General features: G+C 74.2%; 16 protein-coding genes and 1 pseudogene. 5 read left to right on the top strand and 12 right to left on the bottom strand.

Annotated features, from left to right (window positions below; genetic code table 11):
* Window positions 1-90: 90 nt before the first annotated feature.
* The 3 genes from HUT16_RS26610 to HUT16_RS26600 all read right to left on the bottom strand — a co-directional run bounded on the left by HUT16_RS26610 (window position 91) and on the right by HUT16_RS26600 (window position 3,352).
* Window positions 91-1,701: a cation acetate symporter gene (locus tag HUT16_RS26610; protein WP_176190584.1), complete on the bottom strand. Its 1,611-nt coding sequence runs from the start codon at window positions 1,699-1,701 to the stop codon at window positions 91-93.
* A complete protein-coding gene (locus tag HUT16_RS26605; protein ID WP_176190583.1) occupies window positions 1,698-2,075 on the bottom strand; it encodes a DUF485 domain-containing protein in 378 nt (125 codons plus the stop codon). Before HUT16_RS26605 ends, HUT16_RS26610 begins: the two co-directional genes overlap by 4 nt.
* A 233-nt stretch (window positions 2,076-2,308) precedes the next feature.
* Window positions 2,309-3,352: a zinc-dependent alcohol dehydrogenase family protein gene (locus HUT16_RS26600; protein ID WP_176190582.1), complete on the bottom strand. Its 1,044-nt coding sequence runs from the start codon at window positions 3,350-3,352 to the stop codon at window positions 2,309-2,311.
* A gap of 143 nt (window positions 3,353-3,495) precedes the next feature.
* On the opposite strand from HUT16_RS26600, the gene HUT16_RS26595 reads away from it, so the two are divergent.
* On the top strand, window positions 3,496-4,488 hold the full coding sequence (locus HUT16_RS26595) for a DEDDh family exonuclease (protein WP_176190581.1): 993 nt from the start codon (window positions 3,496-3,498) through the stop codon (window positions 4,486-4,488).
* A gap of 31 nt (window positions 4,489-4,519) precedes the next feature.
* Window positions 4,520-5,317 carry an SURF1 family protein gene (locus HUT16_RS26590; RefSeq protein WP_176190580.1) on the top strand — a complete coding sequence of 266 codons (798 nt, stop codon included), beginning with the start codon at window positions 4,520-4,522 and terminating at the stop codon, window positions 5,315-5,317.
* 30 nt (window positions 5,318-5,347) lie between these two features.
* On the opposite strand, the gene HUT16_RS26585 is transcribed toward HUT16_RS26590, so the two are convergent.
* A complete protein-coding gene (locus HUT16_RS26585) occupies window positions 5,348-7,639 on the bottom strand; it encodes a SpoIIE family protein phosphatase (protein ID WP_254897997.1) in 2,292 nt (763 codons plus the stop codon).
* Window positions 7,640-7,808: 169 nt separating this feature from the next.
* Between HUT16_RS26585 and HUT16_RS39355 the strand changes: the two are divergent.
* From HUT16_RS39355 to HUT16_RS26575, 3 genes and pseudogenes are all read left to right on the top strand, one after another.
* Window positions 7,809-8,186, top strand: a pseudogene (locus HUT16_RS39355) (carbohydrate binding domain-containing protein); the annotation flags it as partial.
* Between the two features lie 195 nt (window positions 8,187-8,381).
* The gene (locus HUT16_RS38580) at window positions 8,382-9,365 is read left to right on the top strand and encodes a right-handed parallel beta-helix repeat-containing protein (protein ID WP_254898371.1); all 984 of its coding nucleotides are present in this window, start codon (window positions 8,382-8,384) and stop codon (window positions 9,363-9,365) included.
* A 42-nt stretch (window positions 9,366-9,407) separates the two neighbouring features.
* Window positions 9,408-10,163, top strand: coding sequence for an SDR family oxidoreductase (locus HUT16_RS26575; RefSeq protein ID WP_176190577.1), 756 nt, complete (start codon window positions 9,408-9,410; stop codon window positions 10,161-10,163).
* 19 nt (window positions 10,164-10,182) lie between these two features.
* On the opposite strand, the gene HUT16_RS26570 is transcribed toward HUT16_RS26575, so the two are convergent.
* The 8 genes from HUT16_RS26570 to HUT16_RS26535 form a co-directional block, all read right to left on the bottom strand.
* On the bottom strand, window positions 10,183-10,818 hold the full coding sequence (locus tag HUT16_RS26570; RefSeq protein ID WP_176190576.1) for an alkaline shock response membrane anchor protein AmaP: 636 nt from the start codon (window positions 10,816-10,818) through the stop codon (window positions 10,183-10,185).
* The gene (locus tag HUT16_RS26565; protein ID WP_176190575.1) at window positions 10,815-11,498 is read right to left on the bottom strand and encodes a DUF6286 domain-containing protein; all 684 of its coding nucleotides are present in this window, start codon (window positions 11,496-11,498) and stop codon (window positions 10,815-10,817) included. The genes HUT16_RS26570 and HUT16_RS26565 overlap by 4 nt, the downstream gene beginning before the upstream one ends.
* Window positions 11,495-11,827 carry a hypothetical protein gene (locus HUT16_RS26560; protein WP_176190574.1) on the bottom strand — a complete coding sequence of 111 codons (333 nt, stop codon included), beginning with the start codon at window positions 11,825-11,827 and terminating at the stop codon, window positions 11,495-11,497. Before HUT16_RS26560 ends, HUT16_RS26565 begins: the two co-directional genes overlap by 4 nt.
* Window positions 11,827-12,018, bottom strand: a complete 192-nt coding sequence (locus HUT16_RS26555) for a hypothetical protein (protein WP_176190573.1) — start codon at window positions 12,016-12,018, stop codon at window positions 11,827-11,829. The genes HUT16_RS26560 and HUT16_RS26555 overlap by 1 nt, the downstream gene beginning before the upstream one ends.
* A gap of 59 nt (window positions 12,019-12,077) precedes the next feature.
* A complete protein-coding gene (locus HUT16_RS26550; protein WP_176190572.1) occupies window positions 12,078-12,554 on the bottom strand; it encodes an Asp23/Gls24 family envelope stress response protein in 477 nt (158 codons plus the stop codon).
* A gap of 160 nt (window positions 12,555-12,714) precedes the next feature.
* Entirely contained in the window at window positions 12,715-13,515 is an 801-nt protein-coding gene (locus HUT16_RS26545) for an enoyl-CoA hydratase/isomerase family protein (protein ID WP_176190571.1), read from the bottom strand.
* A 240-nt stretch (window positions 13,516-13,755) separates the two neighbouring features.
* A complete protein-coding gene (locus HUT16_RS26540; protein ID WP_014138756.1) occupies window positions 13,756-13,989 on the bottom strand; it encodes a helix-turn-helix domain-containing protein in 234 nt (77 codons plus the stop codon).
* Between the two features lie 364 nt (window positions 13,990-14,353).
* Window positions 14,354-15,952 carry an ABC-F family ATP-binding cassette domain-containing protein gene (locus HUT16_RS26535; protein WP_176190570.1) on the bottom strand — a complete coding sequence of 533 codons (1,599 nt, stop codon included), beginning with the start codon at window positions 15,950-15,952 and terminating at the stop codon, window positions 14,354-14,356.
* Window positions 15,953-16,019: the final 67 nt, after the last annotated feature.

The raw sequence follows: 16,019 nt of genomic DNA, 5'->3' as shown, positions 1-16,019 counted from the left end.
TTCCGCTGGAGAGGGCCTGCCGGCCCGGCCGCCGTGCGGCGTCCGGGCCAGCTTAACTCCGCTCCCCGGCGGCGCCGGGAAGGCGTTCGCTCAGTGGGCGCCCAGGCCGGTGAGCGAGCGGACCTCCAGTTCGGCGTACTTCGCCGGGTCGGCCTTCTCCCGGGACAGGTAGGTGCCGATCACGCCGGCCAGGAAGCCGACCGGGATGGAGACCAGGCCGGGGTTCTCCAGCGGGAACCAGGAGAAGTCGCTGTGCGGGAACAGCGAGGTCTTGGGGTTGCCGGAGACCACCGGGGAGAAGACCACCAGGCCGACCGAGGTGATCAGGCCCGCGTAGGTGGAGGCGACCGCGCCGGTGGTGTTGAACCGCTTCCAGAACAGCGAGTACAGCAGGGTGGGCAGGTTGGCGGAGGCCGCGACCGCGAAGGCCAGCGCGACCAGCGCGGCGGCGTTCAGCTTGTCGGCGAAGATCGACAGCAGGATGGCGACCGCGCCGATCGCGACGGCGGCGAGCTTGGCGCTGGCCACCTCCTCCTTCTCGGTGGCCTTGCCGCGCCGGATCACGTTGGCGTAGAGGTCGTGGGCGAAGGAGGACGAGGAGGCCAGGGTGAGCCCGGCGACCACGGCCAGGATGGTGGCGAAGGCGACCGCGGAGATCACCGCGAGCAGCACCGCGCCGCCGGTGGTGCCGGCGCCGCCGCCGAGGTGCTCGGCGAGCAGCGGGGCGGCGGTGTTGCCGGACTTGTCGGCGGCCAGCGCCGTGCGGCCGACCAGGGCGGCGGCGCCGAAGCCGAGGGCGAGCGTCATCAGATAGAAGACGCCGATGATGCCGATCGACCAGAGCACGGACTTCCGGGCGGTGCGCGCGGTGGGCACGGTGTAGAAGCGCACCAGGATGTGCGGCAGCGCGGCGGTGCCGAGCACCAGGGCGATGCCGAGGCTGAGGAAGTTGAGCTTGGTGGTGCCGTTGGTGCCGTACTTGAGGCCCGGTTGCAGGAACTTGTCGCCGCTGCCGCTGGCCTTGGCGGCGGAGCCGAGCAGCTCGGACAGGTTGAAGTGGAACTTGGCGAGCACCAGGACGGTCATCAGCCCGGCGCCGGCGATCAGCAGCACCGCCTTGATGATCTGCACCCAGGTGGTGCCCTTCATGCCGCCGATGACGACGTACAGCACCATCAGCGCGCCGACCGCGACGATCGTCCAGCGCTTGGCGGCGTCGCTCTGCGCGCCGAGCAGCAGGGCGACCAGCGAGCCGGCGCCGACCATCTGCGCCAGCAGGTAGAAGATCGACACCACGATGGTGGAGATGCCCGCGGCGGTGCGGACCGGGCGCTGGCGCATCCGGAAGGCCAGCACGTCGGCCATGGTGTAGCGGCCGGAGTTGCGCAGCGGTTCGGCGACCAGCAGCAGGGCGACCAGCCAGGCGACCAGGAAGCCGATGGAGTAGAGGAAGCCGTCGTAGCCGGTGAGCGCGATGGCGCCGGTGATGCCCAGGAAGGACGCGGCGGACATGTAGTCGCCGGAGATCGCCAGGCCGTTCTGGAAGCCGGTGAAGCTGCGGCCGCCGGCGTAGAAGTCGGAGGCGTCGCGGGTGCTGCGTCCGGCCCACAGGGTGATGCCGAGGGTGGTGAGGACGAACACCCCGAACAGGGACATGATCAGGGTGCGGTGGTCGCTCGCGGAGGTGGCCAGCTGGGTCATTCGGCGGCCTCCTCGGCCACGGCGGTGTGGTCGGTGCCCTGCGCGGGCAGCGTGGCGTCGGCCCGGCCGCGGATGACGGCGGCGCGCGGGTCCAGCTGCCGGTCGGCGAACCTGGCGTACCAGGCCGCGATGGCGAAGGTGCTGACGAACTGCAGGATGCCGAGCACCAGCGCGAGGTTGACGTTGCCGACGACCTTGGTGCTCATGAAGCCGGGGGCGTAGCAGCTGAGCAGGACGTACAGCAGGTACCAGAGGACGAATCCGGCCGTGACCGGGAATGCGAAGTTCCGGAAGGAGCTCCTGAGGTGCCGGAACTCCGTTGACTCCTCGATACGTTGGAACGATTCGGGGACTGTCTCGGGCGGGGGTGCCACGCGGGGTCTCCTGACGTCTTCGGTGCGACGGACGATCAGATGGACGTGAGTGACGTCACATTGAGTGCGCTGCATGCTAGATCCAGGAGCGGGTGCCGAGAAGCTCCCCCACGCGATGTGGCCGAAAACTGACCAGAACACGCCACCGGGGCGACCGCTTTGCGGCCACCCCAGTGTGATGATCGTTCAATTGCTGCTGCTCAGCGGGTGGTTGTCCCCCCGCGGGGCGGGTCTCAGAACGCGATCCGGACCTTCAGCGCCGTCCGCTCGTCCATCGCCCGGTACCCCTCGGGCACCCCGTCCAGCCCCACCGTGCGGTCGAACACCGCGCCCGGGTCGATCGCCCCGGAGAGCACGTCCGGCAGCAGCTCGGGGATGTACGCCCGGGCCGGGGCGACGCCGCCGCGCAGCTGCACGTTCCGGTTGAACATCTGGCCGATGTCCACGCCGGCGCTGCCGCCGTGCGGCACGCCCACGTAGCCGACCGCGCCGCCGTCCCGGGTGATCGAGATCGCGGTGCGCATCGACTCCTCGGTGCCGACCGCCTCCAGCACCGCGTGCGCGCCCTGCCCGCCGGTCAGCTCGCGCACCGCCTCGACCGCCGCCTCGCCGCGCTCGGCCACCACGTCGGTGGCGCCGAAGGTGCGGGCGATCGCGGTGCGGCCCTCGTGCCGGCCCAGCGCGATGATCCGGCCCGCGCCGAGCCGGTGCGCGGCCAGCACGCCGCACAGCCCGACCGCGCCGTCGCCGACCACCGCGACCGTCGCCCCGGGCCGCACGCCGGCCGAGACCGCCGCGTGGTGCCCGGTGGCCATCACGTCGGACAGCGCCAGCAGGCCGGGCAGCAGCTTCTCGTCCCCGGCCGCCTCCTTGGGCAGCTTCACCAGCGTCCCGTCCGCGAACGGCACCCGGACGGCCTCGCCCTGCCCGCCGTCCGACCCCGGGGTGCCCCAGAACCCGCCGTGCGGGCAGGAGGTCTGCAGGCCCTCGCGGCAGTACTCGCACACGCCGTCCGACCAGACGAACGGGGCCACCACCAGGTCGCCGACCGCGAAGCCGCGCACCTCGGCGCCGACCTCCTCGACGAAGCCCAGGAACTCGTGCCCGATCCGCTGCCCGGCCGCGCGCTTGGCCACGCCCCGGTACGCCCACAGGTCGCTGCCGCAGATGCAGGCGTTCAGCACCCGGACCACCGCGTCCCCGGGCCGCTCGATCCGCGGGTCCGGCACCTCCTCGATCCGGATGTCCTGGGGGCCGTGGATCACGGTGGCGCGCATGGGGGAAGTCCTTCGGTGTACGGGTCCCGCGGGTGTCTGCACCCGGGCTTCCCACTGTAAGCCGCCGTTCACCGGCACTATTCCGCCGCCGCCGTCCGCATCCCGTCCGGAGCCGCCCGGCGTTCCCCGTACAGTGGTGCGTTATGCACGCGCCTTTCCCGACCCCGCCGCTCCCGGCACCGCGCACCGGCCCCGGCGGGGGCGCCGGGCGCGGCTTCGCGGTCGTCGACGTGGAGACCACCGGTCTCGGCCGCTCCGACCGGGTCATCTCGGCGGGCGTCTACCAGCTCGACCAGGACGGTGAGGTCACCGACCACTGGTACACCCTGGTCAACCCGGAGCGGGACCCGGGGCCGGTCTGGATCCACGGCCTGACCAGCGAGGTGCTGGCCGGGGCGCCGACCTTCCCGGAGGTCGCCGCCGAGTTCGCCGAGCGGCTGCGCGACCGGGTGCTGGTCGCCCACAACGCGCTGTTCGACTGGAACATGATCTCCCGCGAGTTCTCCCGGGCCGGGCTGCACGCCCCGGTCGAGCAGCGGCTGTGCACCATGGTGCTGGCCCGCGACCTGCGGCTGCCGCTGCCCAACGGCAAGCTCTCCTCGCTGGCCGCGCACTTCGGCGTGCACCAGCGCCGGGCCCACCACGCGCTGGACGACGCCCGGGTGCTGGCCGAGGTGTTCCGCCCCTCGCTGGAGCTGGCCCGCAGCGGCGGCGTCCCGCTGCCGCTGACCGCCTGCGTCGCCGTCACCGACCTCGGCGAGGACACCGCCGCCGCGTCGGCCGCCGGCCCGGCCCGCGGCTCCTGGGGCTCCTCCTACCGCCCCGCCCGCAAGCGCCCCGCCTGCCCGTACCCGAACCCGGGCCGCTGGACGGACGGCTCGCCGCTGGTGCAGGGCATGCGGGTGGCGATCACCGGCGACACCGCCACCGACCGCGAGCTGCTGGAGGACCGGGCCGCCGAGGCCGGCCTGCACATCGCCTCCTCGGTGAGCCGGCTCACCAGCCTGCTGGTCACCAACGAGCCGACCTCGTGGAGCGGCAAGGCCCGCAAGGCCCGCGAGTACGGCACCCCGGTGGTCGGCGAGGACGCGTTCCTGCAGCTGCTGCGCGAGGTCGCGCCGCACCCCGGTGCCTGACCCGGCGGTAAGGAGGGCTAGCGTGCCGGGTGTGTACCGATTCCTGCTGTCCCTGCGCTGGGCGGTCATCGTGCTGGTGGCCGCGGCGCTGGTCCCCACCATGATCAAGCTGGGCTTCTGGCAGTACCACCGGCACGAGGCCCGCGTGGCCCGCAACGACCTGGTGGCACGGAACCTGGGCAGCGCGCCGGTCGCCTTCGACTCGCTCTCCACCCCCGGCTGGTCCGTCCCGTCCGGCGAGGTGTGGCGCACGGTGACCGCGCGGGGCACCTACGACACCGGGCACGAGGTGGTCGTCCGCGGCCGCACCGAGCCCGGCGGCTCCACCATCGGCTACTTCGTGGTCACCCCGCTGGTGCTCGCCGACGGCCGGGGCTCGGTCCTGGTCAACCGCGGCTGGGTGGAGTCCGCCGCGGACGCCGCCAGCATCCCGGACGTCCCCGCCCCGCCGTCCGGCGAGGTCACCGTCACCGGACGGCTGCGCGCCGACGAGACGTACGCCTCGCTGGGCGTGAAGAACCGCGGCGGTCTGCCGGACCGGATGTTCAAGGTGATCAACACCGCCGAGCAGGCCAAGTACGCGGGCACCGCCGTGCTCGGCGGCTACCTGGAGCTGGCCTCCTCCCAGCCCGCCGCCGGCCCTTCCCCCGAGCTGCTCGCCGAACCCGGCCACTCGGACATCGGCCCGCACATGGCCTACGCCGTCCAGTGGTGGCTGTTCACCGCGCTGATCCCGGTCGGGCTGGTGGTGATGGCCCGCCGCGAGGCCAAGCAGGGCACGGCGGAGAAGCCCTCGGGCGCGGAGGAGCCGGTCGGCGCCACCGGCTGAGCGGCGGCGGGTCGGCCCCACCGGTCGGCGCTACCGGCTGAGCGGCGGCGGGTCGAGCGACTGCTCGGCCCAGATGGTCTTTCCGTTGCGGGTGTAGCGGCTGCCCCAGCGCTCGGTCAGCTGGGCGACCAGGTACAGGCCGCGGCCGCCCTCGTCGGTGAGCCGGGCCCGGCGCATCCGCGGCTGGGTGGAGCTGGGGTCGGAGACCTCGCAGGCCAGCACCGAGGAGCGGATCAGCCGCACCACCACCGGCCCGCCCGCGTACCGGATCGCGTTGGTGACCAGCTCGCTGAGCACCAGCTCGGTGGTGAACACCAGCGCGTCCAGCCCCCACCGCTCCAGCGTCCGGGTGGCGGACTCGCGCACCCCGGCGACGGCGGACGGGTCGGCGTCGATGGTCCACACGGCGGTGTCCTCCGGCGGCACGGGGTGCAGCCGGGCCAGCAGCAGCGTCACGTCGTCGCTCAGCCCGGCGGTGGACATCTCCGCGACGATCGCCCGCCCGGCCGCCGCCAGGTCGCCGCCCAGGTCGGCCTCGCCGAGCCGGGCGGCGAGCTGCGCCATGCCCTCGTCCAGGTCCCCGCCGGTGCCGCCCTCGATCAGCCCGTCGGTGTAGAGCGCCAGCACGCTGCCCGCGCGCAGCACGCACTCGACCGTCTCGAACGGCAGCCCGCCGACGCCGAGCGGCGGCCCGGGGTTGACCGGCAGGTACTCGACCCGCCCGTCCGGGTGCACCAGCGCGGGCGGCGGGTGCCCGGCGCTGGCGGCCTGGCAGATCCCGGAGACCGGGTCGTAGACGGCGTACACGCAGGTCGCCCCGGACGGGTCGGCGACGCCACGCTCGCGCTCCTCCTCGCTGCCCTCGACGACCAGCTGGGAGACCAGGTCGTCCAGGTGGACCAGCAGTTCGTCGGGCTCCAGGTCGAGGTCGGCCAGGGTGCGCACGGCGGTGCGCAGCCGGCCCATGGTGGCGCTGGCCTGGAGGCCGTGGCCGACCACGTCGCCGGCCACCAGGGCGACCCGGGCGCCGGAGAGCGGGATGACGTCGAACCAGTCGCCGCCGACGCCGGTCGCGGTGTCGGTGGGCCGGTAGACGCTGGCGGTGGTGGCGGCGGGCACGGCGGTCTCGGCGGGCGGCAGCAGCGAGCGCTGCAGGCCGACGGCGGCCCGGTGCTCGCGGGTGTAGCGGCGGGCGTTGTCCAGGGCGAGCGCGGCCCGGGCGGCGATCTCCCGCAGCAGTTCGAGGTCCTCGCCCTCGTACGGGCCCTCGTCCGCGCGGCGGCGGACGGTGACCCGGCCGAGCGGGCCGCCGCGGGCGTGCAGCGGGGCGGTCATCGACAGCGGTCCGGCGCCGGCCGGGCCGCCGAGGCGTTCGCGGCCGAGCGGGCCGAGCGGGCGGTCGTCGGACCCGGGCGGCCCGGCGGTGGCGGTGCGGCGGACGGCCATCAGCCCGTCGGCGCCGGGCACCGGTTCGTCGCCGGTGAAGACGGCCTCGGCGATGTCCACCTCGACGCGGTGACCCAGGCCCGGCACCAGGACGCCGGCCAGGTCCTCGGCGGTGCCGGCCACCGAGAGCGAGCCGCCGACGGCGGCGGTGGCCCGGTGCAGCACGTCGGCGCGGCGCCGGTAGCGGTGCAGTTCGGTGACGTCGCCGAACAGCGCGGTCACGCCGATCAGCGTGCCGTCGGGGGCCTGGAGGCGGAAGGCCTGCACCTCCATGACGACGGCCGGGCCGGGGTCGTCCAGGGTGCGGATCGGCAGTTCGGCCCGGACCACCGGCTCCCCGCTGGCCAGCACGCCGCGCAGGACCGCCTCGGCGGCCGCGGCGTCCGTCGGTTCGAGGAAGTCGCCCAGCCGCAGGCCCGCCAGGTCGGCGGGCAGGCCGGTGTACGGGAGCAGGTGGGTGTTGGTGCGCAGCAGGCGCAGGTCGGTGTCGAAGAAGGCCAGGCCGAGCCGGTCCTGCAGGAACAGCTCCCGGGTGAACGCCTCGTCCTGGCGGCGGCGGGCGACGGTGTCGGCGGGGGTGGCCAGCACCAGGGCGCGGCCCTCGCCGTGCTCGCCGGCCAGCGGCAGCACCTGGTAGGCGACCTCCAGCGGGGCGCCGCCGCCGGTGCGCAGCCGGACCTCGCCGGTGCGCTTGCCCAGCGCGTCGGAGTCGGCCGTGCCGTCGGCCAGCAGGTCGCGGACCGGGCGGCCGGTGACCTGGGCGGCGGCCAGGCCGAGCAGGTGCTCGGCCGCGGCGGTCCAGCCCACGACGCGTCCGTCGCCGTCGACCAGGGCCGCCGCGACGCCGTCGATGTTCGGCAACCGCCGACTGTCCATGCGCTGCACCTCGGGTGGGTGATCCGGTCCCCCCATCTTCGGACGGTTCCCGGTCCGGCGCCATTGACGCCCGGTCGGCGCGCACCCATTGACGCCCCGTATTGGTCCAGTCCAAATTGGCCGTGCACATGACCTGACCGCTCTTTCCCCCACACTGGAGCGCACCCCCATGACGCACCGCATCCACCGCGGCGGCGCCGCCACCGCCGCCCTGGCGCTGGGCTCCGCCGTCCTCGCCCTGCTCCCCGCCCGGGCGGGCGCGGCCACCGAACTCCTCGCCAACGGCGGCTTCGAGTCCGCCGCGCTCGCCCCCTGGAGCTGCGCCGGAACCGCCGCCACCACCGCCTCCGCCCCGCACTCCGGGGCCGCCGCGCTGTCCGCCGTCCCCGGCGCGGGCGACCTCGCGCCGTGCGGCCAGGACGTCACCGTCCAGCCGAACACCGGCTACACCCTGACCGCCTGGGTGAAGGGCTCCTACGTCACCCTCGCCGCCTCCGGCACCGGCGTGTCCACCTCCACCTGGGCGAACGCCCCCGGCTGGACCCGGCTCACCCGCACCTTCACCACCGGCCCGAGCACCACCCGGGTCACCGTCACGCTGAGCGGCTGGTACGGCAGCCCCTACCAGGCCGATGACGTGTCACTGACCGCCATCGGCGCCGTTCCGTCCACGCCGCCGCCCTCCTCGGCCTCCGCCACGCCCTCGGCCCCCGTCAGCACCCCCGGGCAGGGCGACGCGACCCTGTCGCCCTCCCCCTCCGCACCGACCTCCGCCCCGCCGTCCTCGGCCGCCCCGTCCTCGGCCGCCCCCTCCTCCGGCGCGCCGTCCTCCCCGGCCGCGAACACCGTCCGGGTCTCCACCGCCAAGGAGCTGCAGGCCGCGCTGAGCGCCGCCGTCCCCGGGCGCACCATCCAGCTCGCCGACGGCACCTACACCGGCAACTTCAAGATCACCACGGCGGGCACGGCCGCCGCCCGGATCACCCTGACCGGCTCCCCCGCCGCCGTCCTGACCACCTCCACCGGCGGCGGCTACGGCCTCTCGCTGGCCAACGCCCCCTACTGGACCGTCCAGGGCATCACCGTCACCAACGCCCAGAAGGGCATCATGGTCGACGCCTCGGACCACGTGGTGCTCGACGGGGTGACGGTCCACCACACCACCATGGAGGGCGTGCACTTCCGCAACTCCTCCAGCTACGGCGTGCTGCGCAACTCCACCGTGCACGACACCGGCACCGCGCACGACGGCAAGGGCGAGGGCGTGTACGTCGGCACCGCCAACACGCTCACCGACAGGAGCGACCACGTGCAGATCCTGGACAACACCATCGGCCCGAACATCGGCGGCGAGAACATCGACCTCAAGGAGGGCACCACCGGCGGCCTGGTCTCCGGCAACCGCTTCGACGGCAACGGCCTGACCAACGTCAACTACGACGACTCCTGGGTCGACGTGAAGGGCAACGGCTACGTCATCGAGAACAACACCGGCGTGCGCACCATGAACGACGGCTACCAGACCCACACCCAGGTCGCCGGCTGGGGCTGCGGCACCGTCTTCCGCCACAACGCCTCCGACCTGACCGGCGCCACCGGCACCAACGCCGCCAAGTACGCGATCGACGTCACCAACCGCTCCGCCGACTGCCCGGTCACCGTCACCGCCGACAACACCGTCACCGGCGGCACCGCCCTGGTCAACCCCGGCGTCCCGGTGGGCTGACCCGTTGCCCGGGATCCGTGCCGACCGGGGAGAATGGTCGGCATGGATCTCGGACTCAAGGACAAGGTGTACGTGGTCACCGGCGCGACCCGGGGGCTCGGCCACGCCACCGCCGGGCAGCTCGTCGCCGAGGGCGCCAAGGTGGTCGTCACCGGCCGCACCGCGGCGGCGGCCACCGCCGCCGCGGACGCCCTCGGCGGGAACGCCCACGGCGTGGGCGCGGACAACGCCGACCCGGCCACCCCGCAGCGCCTGATCGACGCCGCCCGCGACCGCTTCGGCGGCTTCGACGGCATCCTGATCAGCGTCGGCGGCCCCACCGCCGGACCGGTCGCCACCGCCACCGACGAGGCTTGGCGCACCGCGTTCGACGCGGTCTTCCTCGGCGCCCTCCGGCTGGCCCGCACCGCCGCCGAACAGCTCCCCGCCGGAGGCGTCATCGCCTTCGTGCTGTCCACCTCGGTGCGCCAGCCGATCGCCGGCCTCGGCATCTCCAACGGCCTGCGCCCCGGCCTGGCCATGGCCGCCAAGACCCTCGCCGACGAGCTCGGGCCGCGCGGCATCCGGGTCCTCGGCCTGCTCCCCGGCCGGATCGACACCGACCGGGTCCGCGAACTCGACGCCCTGGCCCCCGACCCCGCCGCCGCCCGCGAGAGCGCCGCCGCCGGCATCCCGCTGCGCCGCTACGGCACCCCCGAGGAGTTCGGCCGCACCGCCGCCTTCCTGCTCTCCCCCGCCGCCTCCTACCTCACCGGCCTGATGGTCCCGGTCGACGGCGGCGCGACCCGCACCCTGTAGGCCGGGGCCGGACGCCCGGCTAGCGCACCCGCGGGGCCCGCTTGCGGGACCGCTCCCTGCGCGGCTTCGCGCCGCGCAGGCGCAGCTGGGTGGGCAGGGCGGCCAGGCCCAGGGAGCGGCGGGCGTGCTCGACGGGGCCGGTGCGGTAGGCGGCGACCAGCGCCCCGGTGTCGGCGCCGGGGGCGAGCCGCAGGACGGTGTGCACCTCGGGGCGGCGGGCCGCGCCGGTGACCTTGACGGTGACCCGGTCGACGTCCGGGAGGGCGACCGTCTCGGTCTCGATGGCCTCCTCGACGGCCCGGCTGCGCACGTGCAGGGCGAAGTGCGCCTCGCCGGACGCGGCGGGCGAGGGCAGGTCGACGCCGGCCGGGCCGCCCCGGCGCAGCTGGGAGAACAGCCACCACAGGCAGCCGACAACCACCAGCGCGGGGACGGCGATGGCCACCGGCCACCACCAGTCGCGGTCGGCCCAGCGGGTCCGGCTGGCCTCGCTGAGCACGGGCTGGTCGGGCGAGGTGAGCGGCCACCGGTGCGGCGGGGTGACGCCGAGGTGCCGGTAGACGTCGAGCCCACCGAGCAGCACCAGCGCCCCGCCGGCCAGCAGGCCCAGTCCGACGAGGCCCAGGACGGTGCGGTTGACGGCGCGTCGGCTCATCGGGGCGGCTCCAACTCGGCGAGTTCCCGGCGGTGGTGGCGTTCGTGGACCGGCTTGGTGCGGACGTCCAGCCGGTGCGGCGCGGCCAGCGGGATGCGGGCGAGCTCGGCCCGCAGTTCGCGTTCCGCACCGGCCGGGTCGGTGGTGCCGGTCAGGGTGACCCGGGTGCGCCGACGGCCGACCCGCACCTGCCAGGAGTGCACGTCGGTGCGCTGCTGGGCGCGCCGGGCGATCAGCGCGGCGACGGTGCTGCGGTGGATCGCGGTGCCGCGCGGCTCCAGCGCGAGCCAGCCGCGCAGGCCGCGGGCGAAGGCCAGCCACAGCAGCAGCAGGCCGAGCACGACGGCGCCGCCGGCGATGCCGAGCACCCACGGGTCGTCCAGGTGCCGGGTCGCCAGCTGCCGGGCCAGGTCCTGCCGCCAGGGCCTGGCCTCGCCGCCGGCCCGGACCGCGATCACGTCGTACAGCAGCGTCCCGGCCGCCACCAGCAGCACGACCACCACCAGCGCGGTCGGCACCGCGCGCTGCGAGCGCAGCCACCGCCCGGCCCGGCGCCGCGGGCGCGGGGAGCCGTGCCGCCCGGCCCCGGGCCGTTCGCCGTCCAGCCGGGAGGACCCGGCCTGCTCGCCGGGGGGTGCGGGTTCCGGCCCGGCGCCCGCTCCGGGTTCCGGCCCGGTCATCCGGCGGCCGCCGGGTGCAGGCGGTCCACGATCACGTCCGCCCCGGTCACCGGGGTGCCGGTCAGCTCGGTCACGGTGCGGCAGGCGGCGTCGCGCGCCGTCCGGGCCAGCGTGCCGACGTCGGACGGGAACGGCAGCTCCAGGTGCAGGGTCAGCCGGATCCGGCCGTGCGAGAGCAGCGCGGAGACCTTCGGGTACGGGCCCGGACCGGGCCGGTCCTGCCAGGCCGGGGCGAGCGCGTCGGCGGCGGCGCGGGCCGCGATCCGCCGGTACACCCGGTCCGCGACCCGTTCGCCGCCGCGCTGCGCGACCACCCCCGGGTGGGCCATCAGCGCCGCCGGTCCCGGCCGCGCAGCAGGTCGCCGAGGTCACCGAGTTCGATGTCCCCCTCGATCAGCCGCCCGACCACGAAGCCCGCCGCCCCGAGCACCGCCACCAGCAGGAACGCGGCGAAACCGCCGAAGTAGCCGGCGAAGCCGAGGGCCATGCCCGCTAGCAGGCCCACCAACGCCAGGTTCATCCACTGCTCCTTCGCGATCCTGCTGCTCGGCTCTCGGAACGGTCACGACTCACTGCACGTCACTGCACGCGGGGGCGCTTGCCGGAGGAGGAGGGCGCCTCCTCCTCGTCCTCGTCCGGCTCGTCGGGCAGGTGGACGTCGTTCACGGCGATGTTCACCTCGACCACCTCCAGGCCGGTCATCCGCTCGACCGCCTCGATGATGTTCGCCCGGACCTCGGAGGCCAGCCTGGGGATCACCACCCCGTACTCGACCACCAGCGCGATGTCGATGGCGGTCTGCTTCTCGCCGACCTCCGCCTTGATCCCGCGCCCCACGCTGGACTTGGAACCGGGCACCCGGTCCCGCATCGCCCCGAACGTCCGGGAGAACCCCGAGCCCAGCGCGTGGATGCCGGACACCTCCCGGGCCGCCATGCCGGCGATCTTCTCGACCACTCCGACCGCGAGGGCCGTCCGGCCGCGCTCCTCGCTCGACTGGCCGTCCGTCGCGTTCTTCTGCAGGTCCGCGGGGGTGGGGGTGTGGGGCTGCGTCATCTCGGGTCTCCTGACGTTCGACACCAGCTATATCGCAAATCACTCCAACCCTGACATTCCGCCACGCGCCGCGCACCACAAGTGCGTACAGGTGCGCACGGACAGGGGCACGGCGGAACCCGCCGTGCCCCTGCTGCTCCCGCTCCCGGTCGTGCCGCGACTAGCGGCCCGCGAGGTCGCGGAGGCGGCGCGCCTGCGCCTCGCGCTCGGCGGCGCGCTGCTGGTCGTAGCTGCGGTCGATCGCGCCGCGCAGGAGCGCCTTGGTCTCGATGACGGCGCTGCGCGGGGCGGCGAGCAGCGCGGCGGCCAGGTCGGCGGCGGCCTCCTCGAGGTCGGCGGCGGGGACGGCGAGGTTGGCGAGGCCGGTGGCGACGGCCTCCTCGGCGCCGACCCGGCGGCCGGTGGCGCAGATCTCCAGTGCGCGGGCGTAGCCGACGAGTTCGGTGAGCGGCTTGGTGCCGGTGAGGTCGGGGACCAGGCCGAGGGTGGTCTCCTTCATGGCGAACTGGACGTCCTCGGCGACGACCCGCAGGTCGCAGGCGAGGGCGAGCTGGAAGCCGGCGCCGACCGCGTGGCCCTGGACGGCGGCGACGGTGACCAGGTCGTTGCGGCGCAGCCAGCTGAACGCCTCCTGGTAGAAGGCGATGACCGCGTCGAGCTCGGCGTCGGGGAGGGCGGCGAGCTGGAGGAAGCCGGTCTCGCCGGGGATGCCCTCGGGGGTGAACATGGCGCGGTCGAGGCCGGCCGAGAAGGAGCTGCCCTCGCCGCGGAGCAGGACGACCCGGACGCTGCCGGGCAGGGCGCGGCCGACCCCGGCCAGGGCGCGCCACATGGCGGGGGTCTGGGCGTTGCGCCGGGCCGGGTCACAGAGGGTGACGGTGGCGAGTTCGCCGTCCAGGTCGAGGCGGACGCCGGCCTTCTCCCACGCGGTGCGGTCGGCGTCGGGGATGTCGGTGGTCATGGCGGGGCTACCTTCCAGCGGCAGGGCGTGGGCACCCGTCGACCCCGACGGGCTACTGGAGGGTAACAAAGCCCCCGGCGCGCGTACAGCACGTGCGACCGGGGGCCGGAACGGCGGACGGCGGCGCGGGAGGACCCGGCCGCCGATCCGTGGTGGAACGTCGTGCGTGGCGAGCAGCGTACTGGTGAACCGCGGGCGGACGGGGCTGCTCGGGTGCCGCCCGCCCGGAGTGACGGACCGTCAGGAACCGGCAGCGGCAGCAGCCTTGCCCTTGCCGCGGGTGGCGCCGCCACGGCCCCGGAGGTTGACCCCGGACTCGCTGAGCATCCGGTGGACGAAGCCGTAGGACCGGCCCGTCTCCTCCGCGAGGGCGCGGATGCTCGCCCCGGAGTCGTACTTCTTCTTGAGATCGGCCGCGAGCTTCTCACGCGCGGCACCTGTTACCCGGCTGCCCTTTTTCAGAGTCTCGGCCACCCGTGCCTCCTCGTAGAGGTGATCGGTCAGATTCCCATGATCACCCATTGCCCCGTTCCTGGCCACCCATTCGACAAGGTCCGTCACGGGAAAGCGGGGGCGAGTGGTGGTGCGCGCTCCGCACCAGGGCGCTCACGGAGGGTGCGCACGCCCCTCCGCGATTCGCTCCGGTGAGCGAATCCGCTGATCAGCCCGGACCGTCAGCGGGCAAACCGCGCACCCCGGGACGGGTGAACGGCCGCCGCCCTCCCGGTGTTCCCGGCGTCGACGCGGGACGAGTTCCCCTCGTACCGACGACGGACCCCGCGTCTACCCGCGAGGTCCGTGCGGCGGCCCGGAGCGGGCCGGTGGGCGGTCGGCCGGGTCAGGCCAGCGACACCAGGTCGTGGTAGGCCGGGCTCCACAGGTCCTCGACGCCGTCCGGCAGCAGGATGATCCGCTCCGGCTGGAGCGCCTCGACCGCGCCCTCGTCGTGGGTGACCAGGACGACCGCGCCGGTGAAGGTGCGCAGCGCGCCGAGGATCTCCTCCCGGCTGGCCGGGTCGAGGTTGTTGGTGGGCTCGTCGAGCAGCAGCACGTTGGCGCTGGAGACCACCAGCGAGGCCAGCGCGAGCCGGGTCTTCTCGCCGCCGGAGAGCACCCCGGCCGGCTTGTCCACGTCGTCGCCGGAGAACAGGAAGGAGCCGAGGATCTTGCGGATCTGCACCAGGTCGGTGTCCGGCGCGGAGGAGCGCATGTTCTCCAGCACGCTGCGCTCGGGGTCGAGCGTCTCGTGCTCCTGCGCGTAGTAGCCGATCTTCAGGCCGTGGCCGGGGATCACCTCGCCGGTGTCCGGCTGCTCCACGCCGGCCAGCATCCGCAGCAGGGTGGTCTTGCCCGCGCCGTTGAGGCCGAGGATGACGACCCGGGAGCCGCGGTCGATCGCCAGGCCCACGTCGGTGAAGATCTCCAGCGAGCCGTAGGACTTGGACAGGCCCTCGGCCGTGAGCGGGGTCTTGCCGCACGGGGCCGGGTCCGGGAAGCGCAGCTTGGCGACCTTGTCGGAGACCCGGACCTGCTCCAGGCCGGAGAGCAGCTTCTCGGCGCGGCGGGCCATGTTCTGCGCGGCGACCGTCTTGGTCGCCTTGGCGCGCATCTTGTCGGCCTGCGAGTTGAGCGTCGCGGCCTTCTTCTCGGCGTTGGCGCGCTCGCGCTTGCGGCGCTTCTCGTCGTCCTCGCGCTGCTGCTGGTACTGCTTCCAGCCCATGTTGTAGATGTCGATCGCGGCGCGGTTGGCGTCCAGGTAGAAGACCTTGTTGACGACCGTCTCGACCAGCTCGACGTCGTGCGAGATGACGATGAAGCCGCCCTTGTAGGTCTTCAGGAAGTCCCGCAGCCAGGCGATCGAGTCCGCGTCGAGGTGGTTGGTGGGCTCGTCGAGCAGCAGGATGTCGGCGTCCGAGAAGAGGATCCGGGCCAGCTCGACGCGGCGGCGCTGACCGCCGGAGAGCGTGTGCAGCTCCTGGCCGAGGATGCGGTCGGGCAGGCCGAGCGCGGCGGCGATGGTGGCGGCCTCGGCCTCGGCGGCGTAGCCGCCCTTGGTGAGGAACTCGGTCTCCAGCCGGGCGTACTTCTTCATCGCGTTGTCGCGGGTGGCGCCCTTGCCGTTCGCCATCCGCTCCTCGTTCTCGCGCATCTTCTTCAGCACGGTGTCGAGGCCGCGGGCCGACAGGATGCGGTCCCGGGCCAGGACGTCGAGGTCTCCGGTGCGCGGGTCCTGCGGGAGGTAGCCGACCTCGCCGGAGGAGGTGACCGTGCCGCCGGCCGGGAGGCCCTCGCCGGCCAGCACCTTCGTCAGCGTGGTCTTGCCCGCGCCGTTGCGGCCGACCAGGCCGATCCGGTCGCCCGGGGCGATCCGGAAGCTGGCGGACTCGATCAGGATGCGGGCACCGGCACGAAGCTCCAGGGCGTTCGCGGAAATCATGGCTGGGGTCTCTCCTCGACGTGGGTATGGCACTCAGCCATTGGGTCCAAGTCTACGGGAGGGCGGG

Origin of the sequence: Kitasatospora sp. NA04385 (assembly GCF_013364235.1) — a bacterium.
Taxonomy (GTDB): domain Bacteria; phylum Actinomycetota; class Actinomycetes; order Streptomycetales; family Streptomycetaceae; genus Kitasatospora.
This window is presented reverse-complemented; position numbering and strand designations above follow the sequence as displayed.

Excerpts from the sequence above, each read along its gene's own strand:
- HUT16_RS26585 (WP_254897997.1), bottom strand. The coding sequence starts at position 7,639 with ATGGACAGTCGGCGGTTGCCGAACATCGACGGCGTCGCGGCGGCCCTG.
- HUT16_RS26535 (WP_176190570.1), bottom strand. The coding sequence starts at position 15,952 with ATGATTTCCGCGAACGCCCTGGAGCTTCGTGCCGGTGCCCGCATCCTG.
- HUT16_RS26595 (WP_176190581.1), top strand. The coding sequence starts at position 3,496 with ATGCACGCGCCTTTCCCGACCCCGCCGCTCCCGGCACCGCGCACCGGC.
- HUT16_RS26600 (WP_176190582.1), bottom strand. The coding sequence starts at position 3,352 with ATGCGCGCCACCGTGATCCACGGCCCCCAGGACATCCGGATCGAGGAG.
- HUT16_RS26570 (WP_176190576.1), bottom strand. The coding sequence starts at position 10,818 with ATGAGCCGACGCGCCGTCAACCGCACCGTCCTGGGCCTCGTCGGACTG.
- HUT16_RS26575 (WP_176190577.1), top strand. The coding sequence starts at position 9,408 with ATGGATCTCGGACTCAAGGACAAGGTGTACGTGGTCACCGGCGCGACC.
- HUT16_RS26545 (WP_176190571.1), bottom strand. The coding sequence starts at position 13,515 with ATGACCACCGACATCCCCGACGCCGACCGCACCGCGTGGGAGAAGGCC.
- HUT16_RS26560 (WP_176190574.1), bottom strand. The coding sequence starts at position 11,827 with ATGGCCCACCCGGGGGTGGTCGCGCAGCGCGGCGGCGAACGGGTCGCG.
- HUT16_RS26565 (WP_176190575.1), bottom strand. The coding sequence starts at position 11,498 with ATGACCGGGCCGGAACCCGGAGCGGGCGCCGGGCCGGAACCCGCACCC.
- HUT16_RS26550 (WP_176190572.1), bottom strand. The coding sequence starts at position 12,554 with ATGACGCAGCCCCACACCCCCACCCCCGCGGACCTGCAGAAGAACGCG.
- HUT16_RS26555 (WP_176190573.1), bottom strand. The coding sequence starts at position 12,018 with ATGAACCTGGCGTTGGTGGGCCTGCTAGCGGGCATGGCCCTCGGCTTC.
- HUT16_RS26610 (WP_176190584.1), bottom strand. The coding sequence starts at position 1,701 with ATGACCCAGCTGGCCACCTCCGCGAGCGACCACCGCACCCTGATCATG.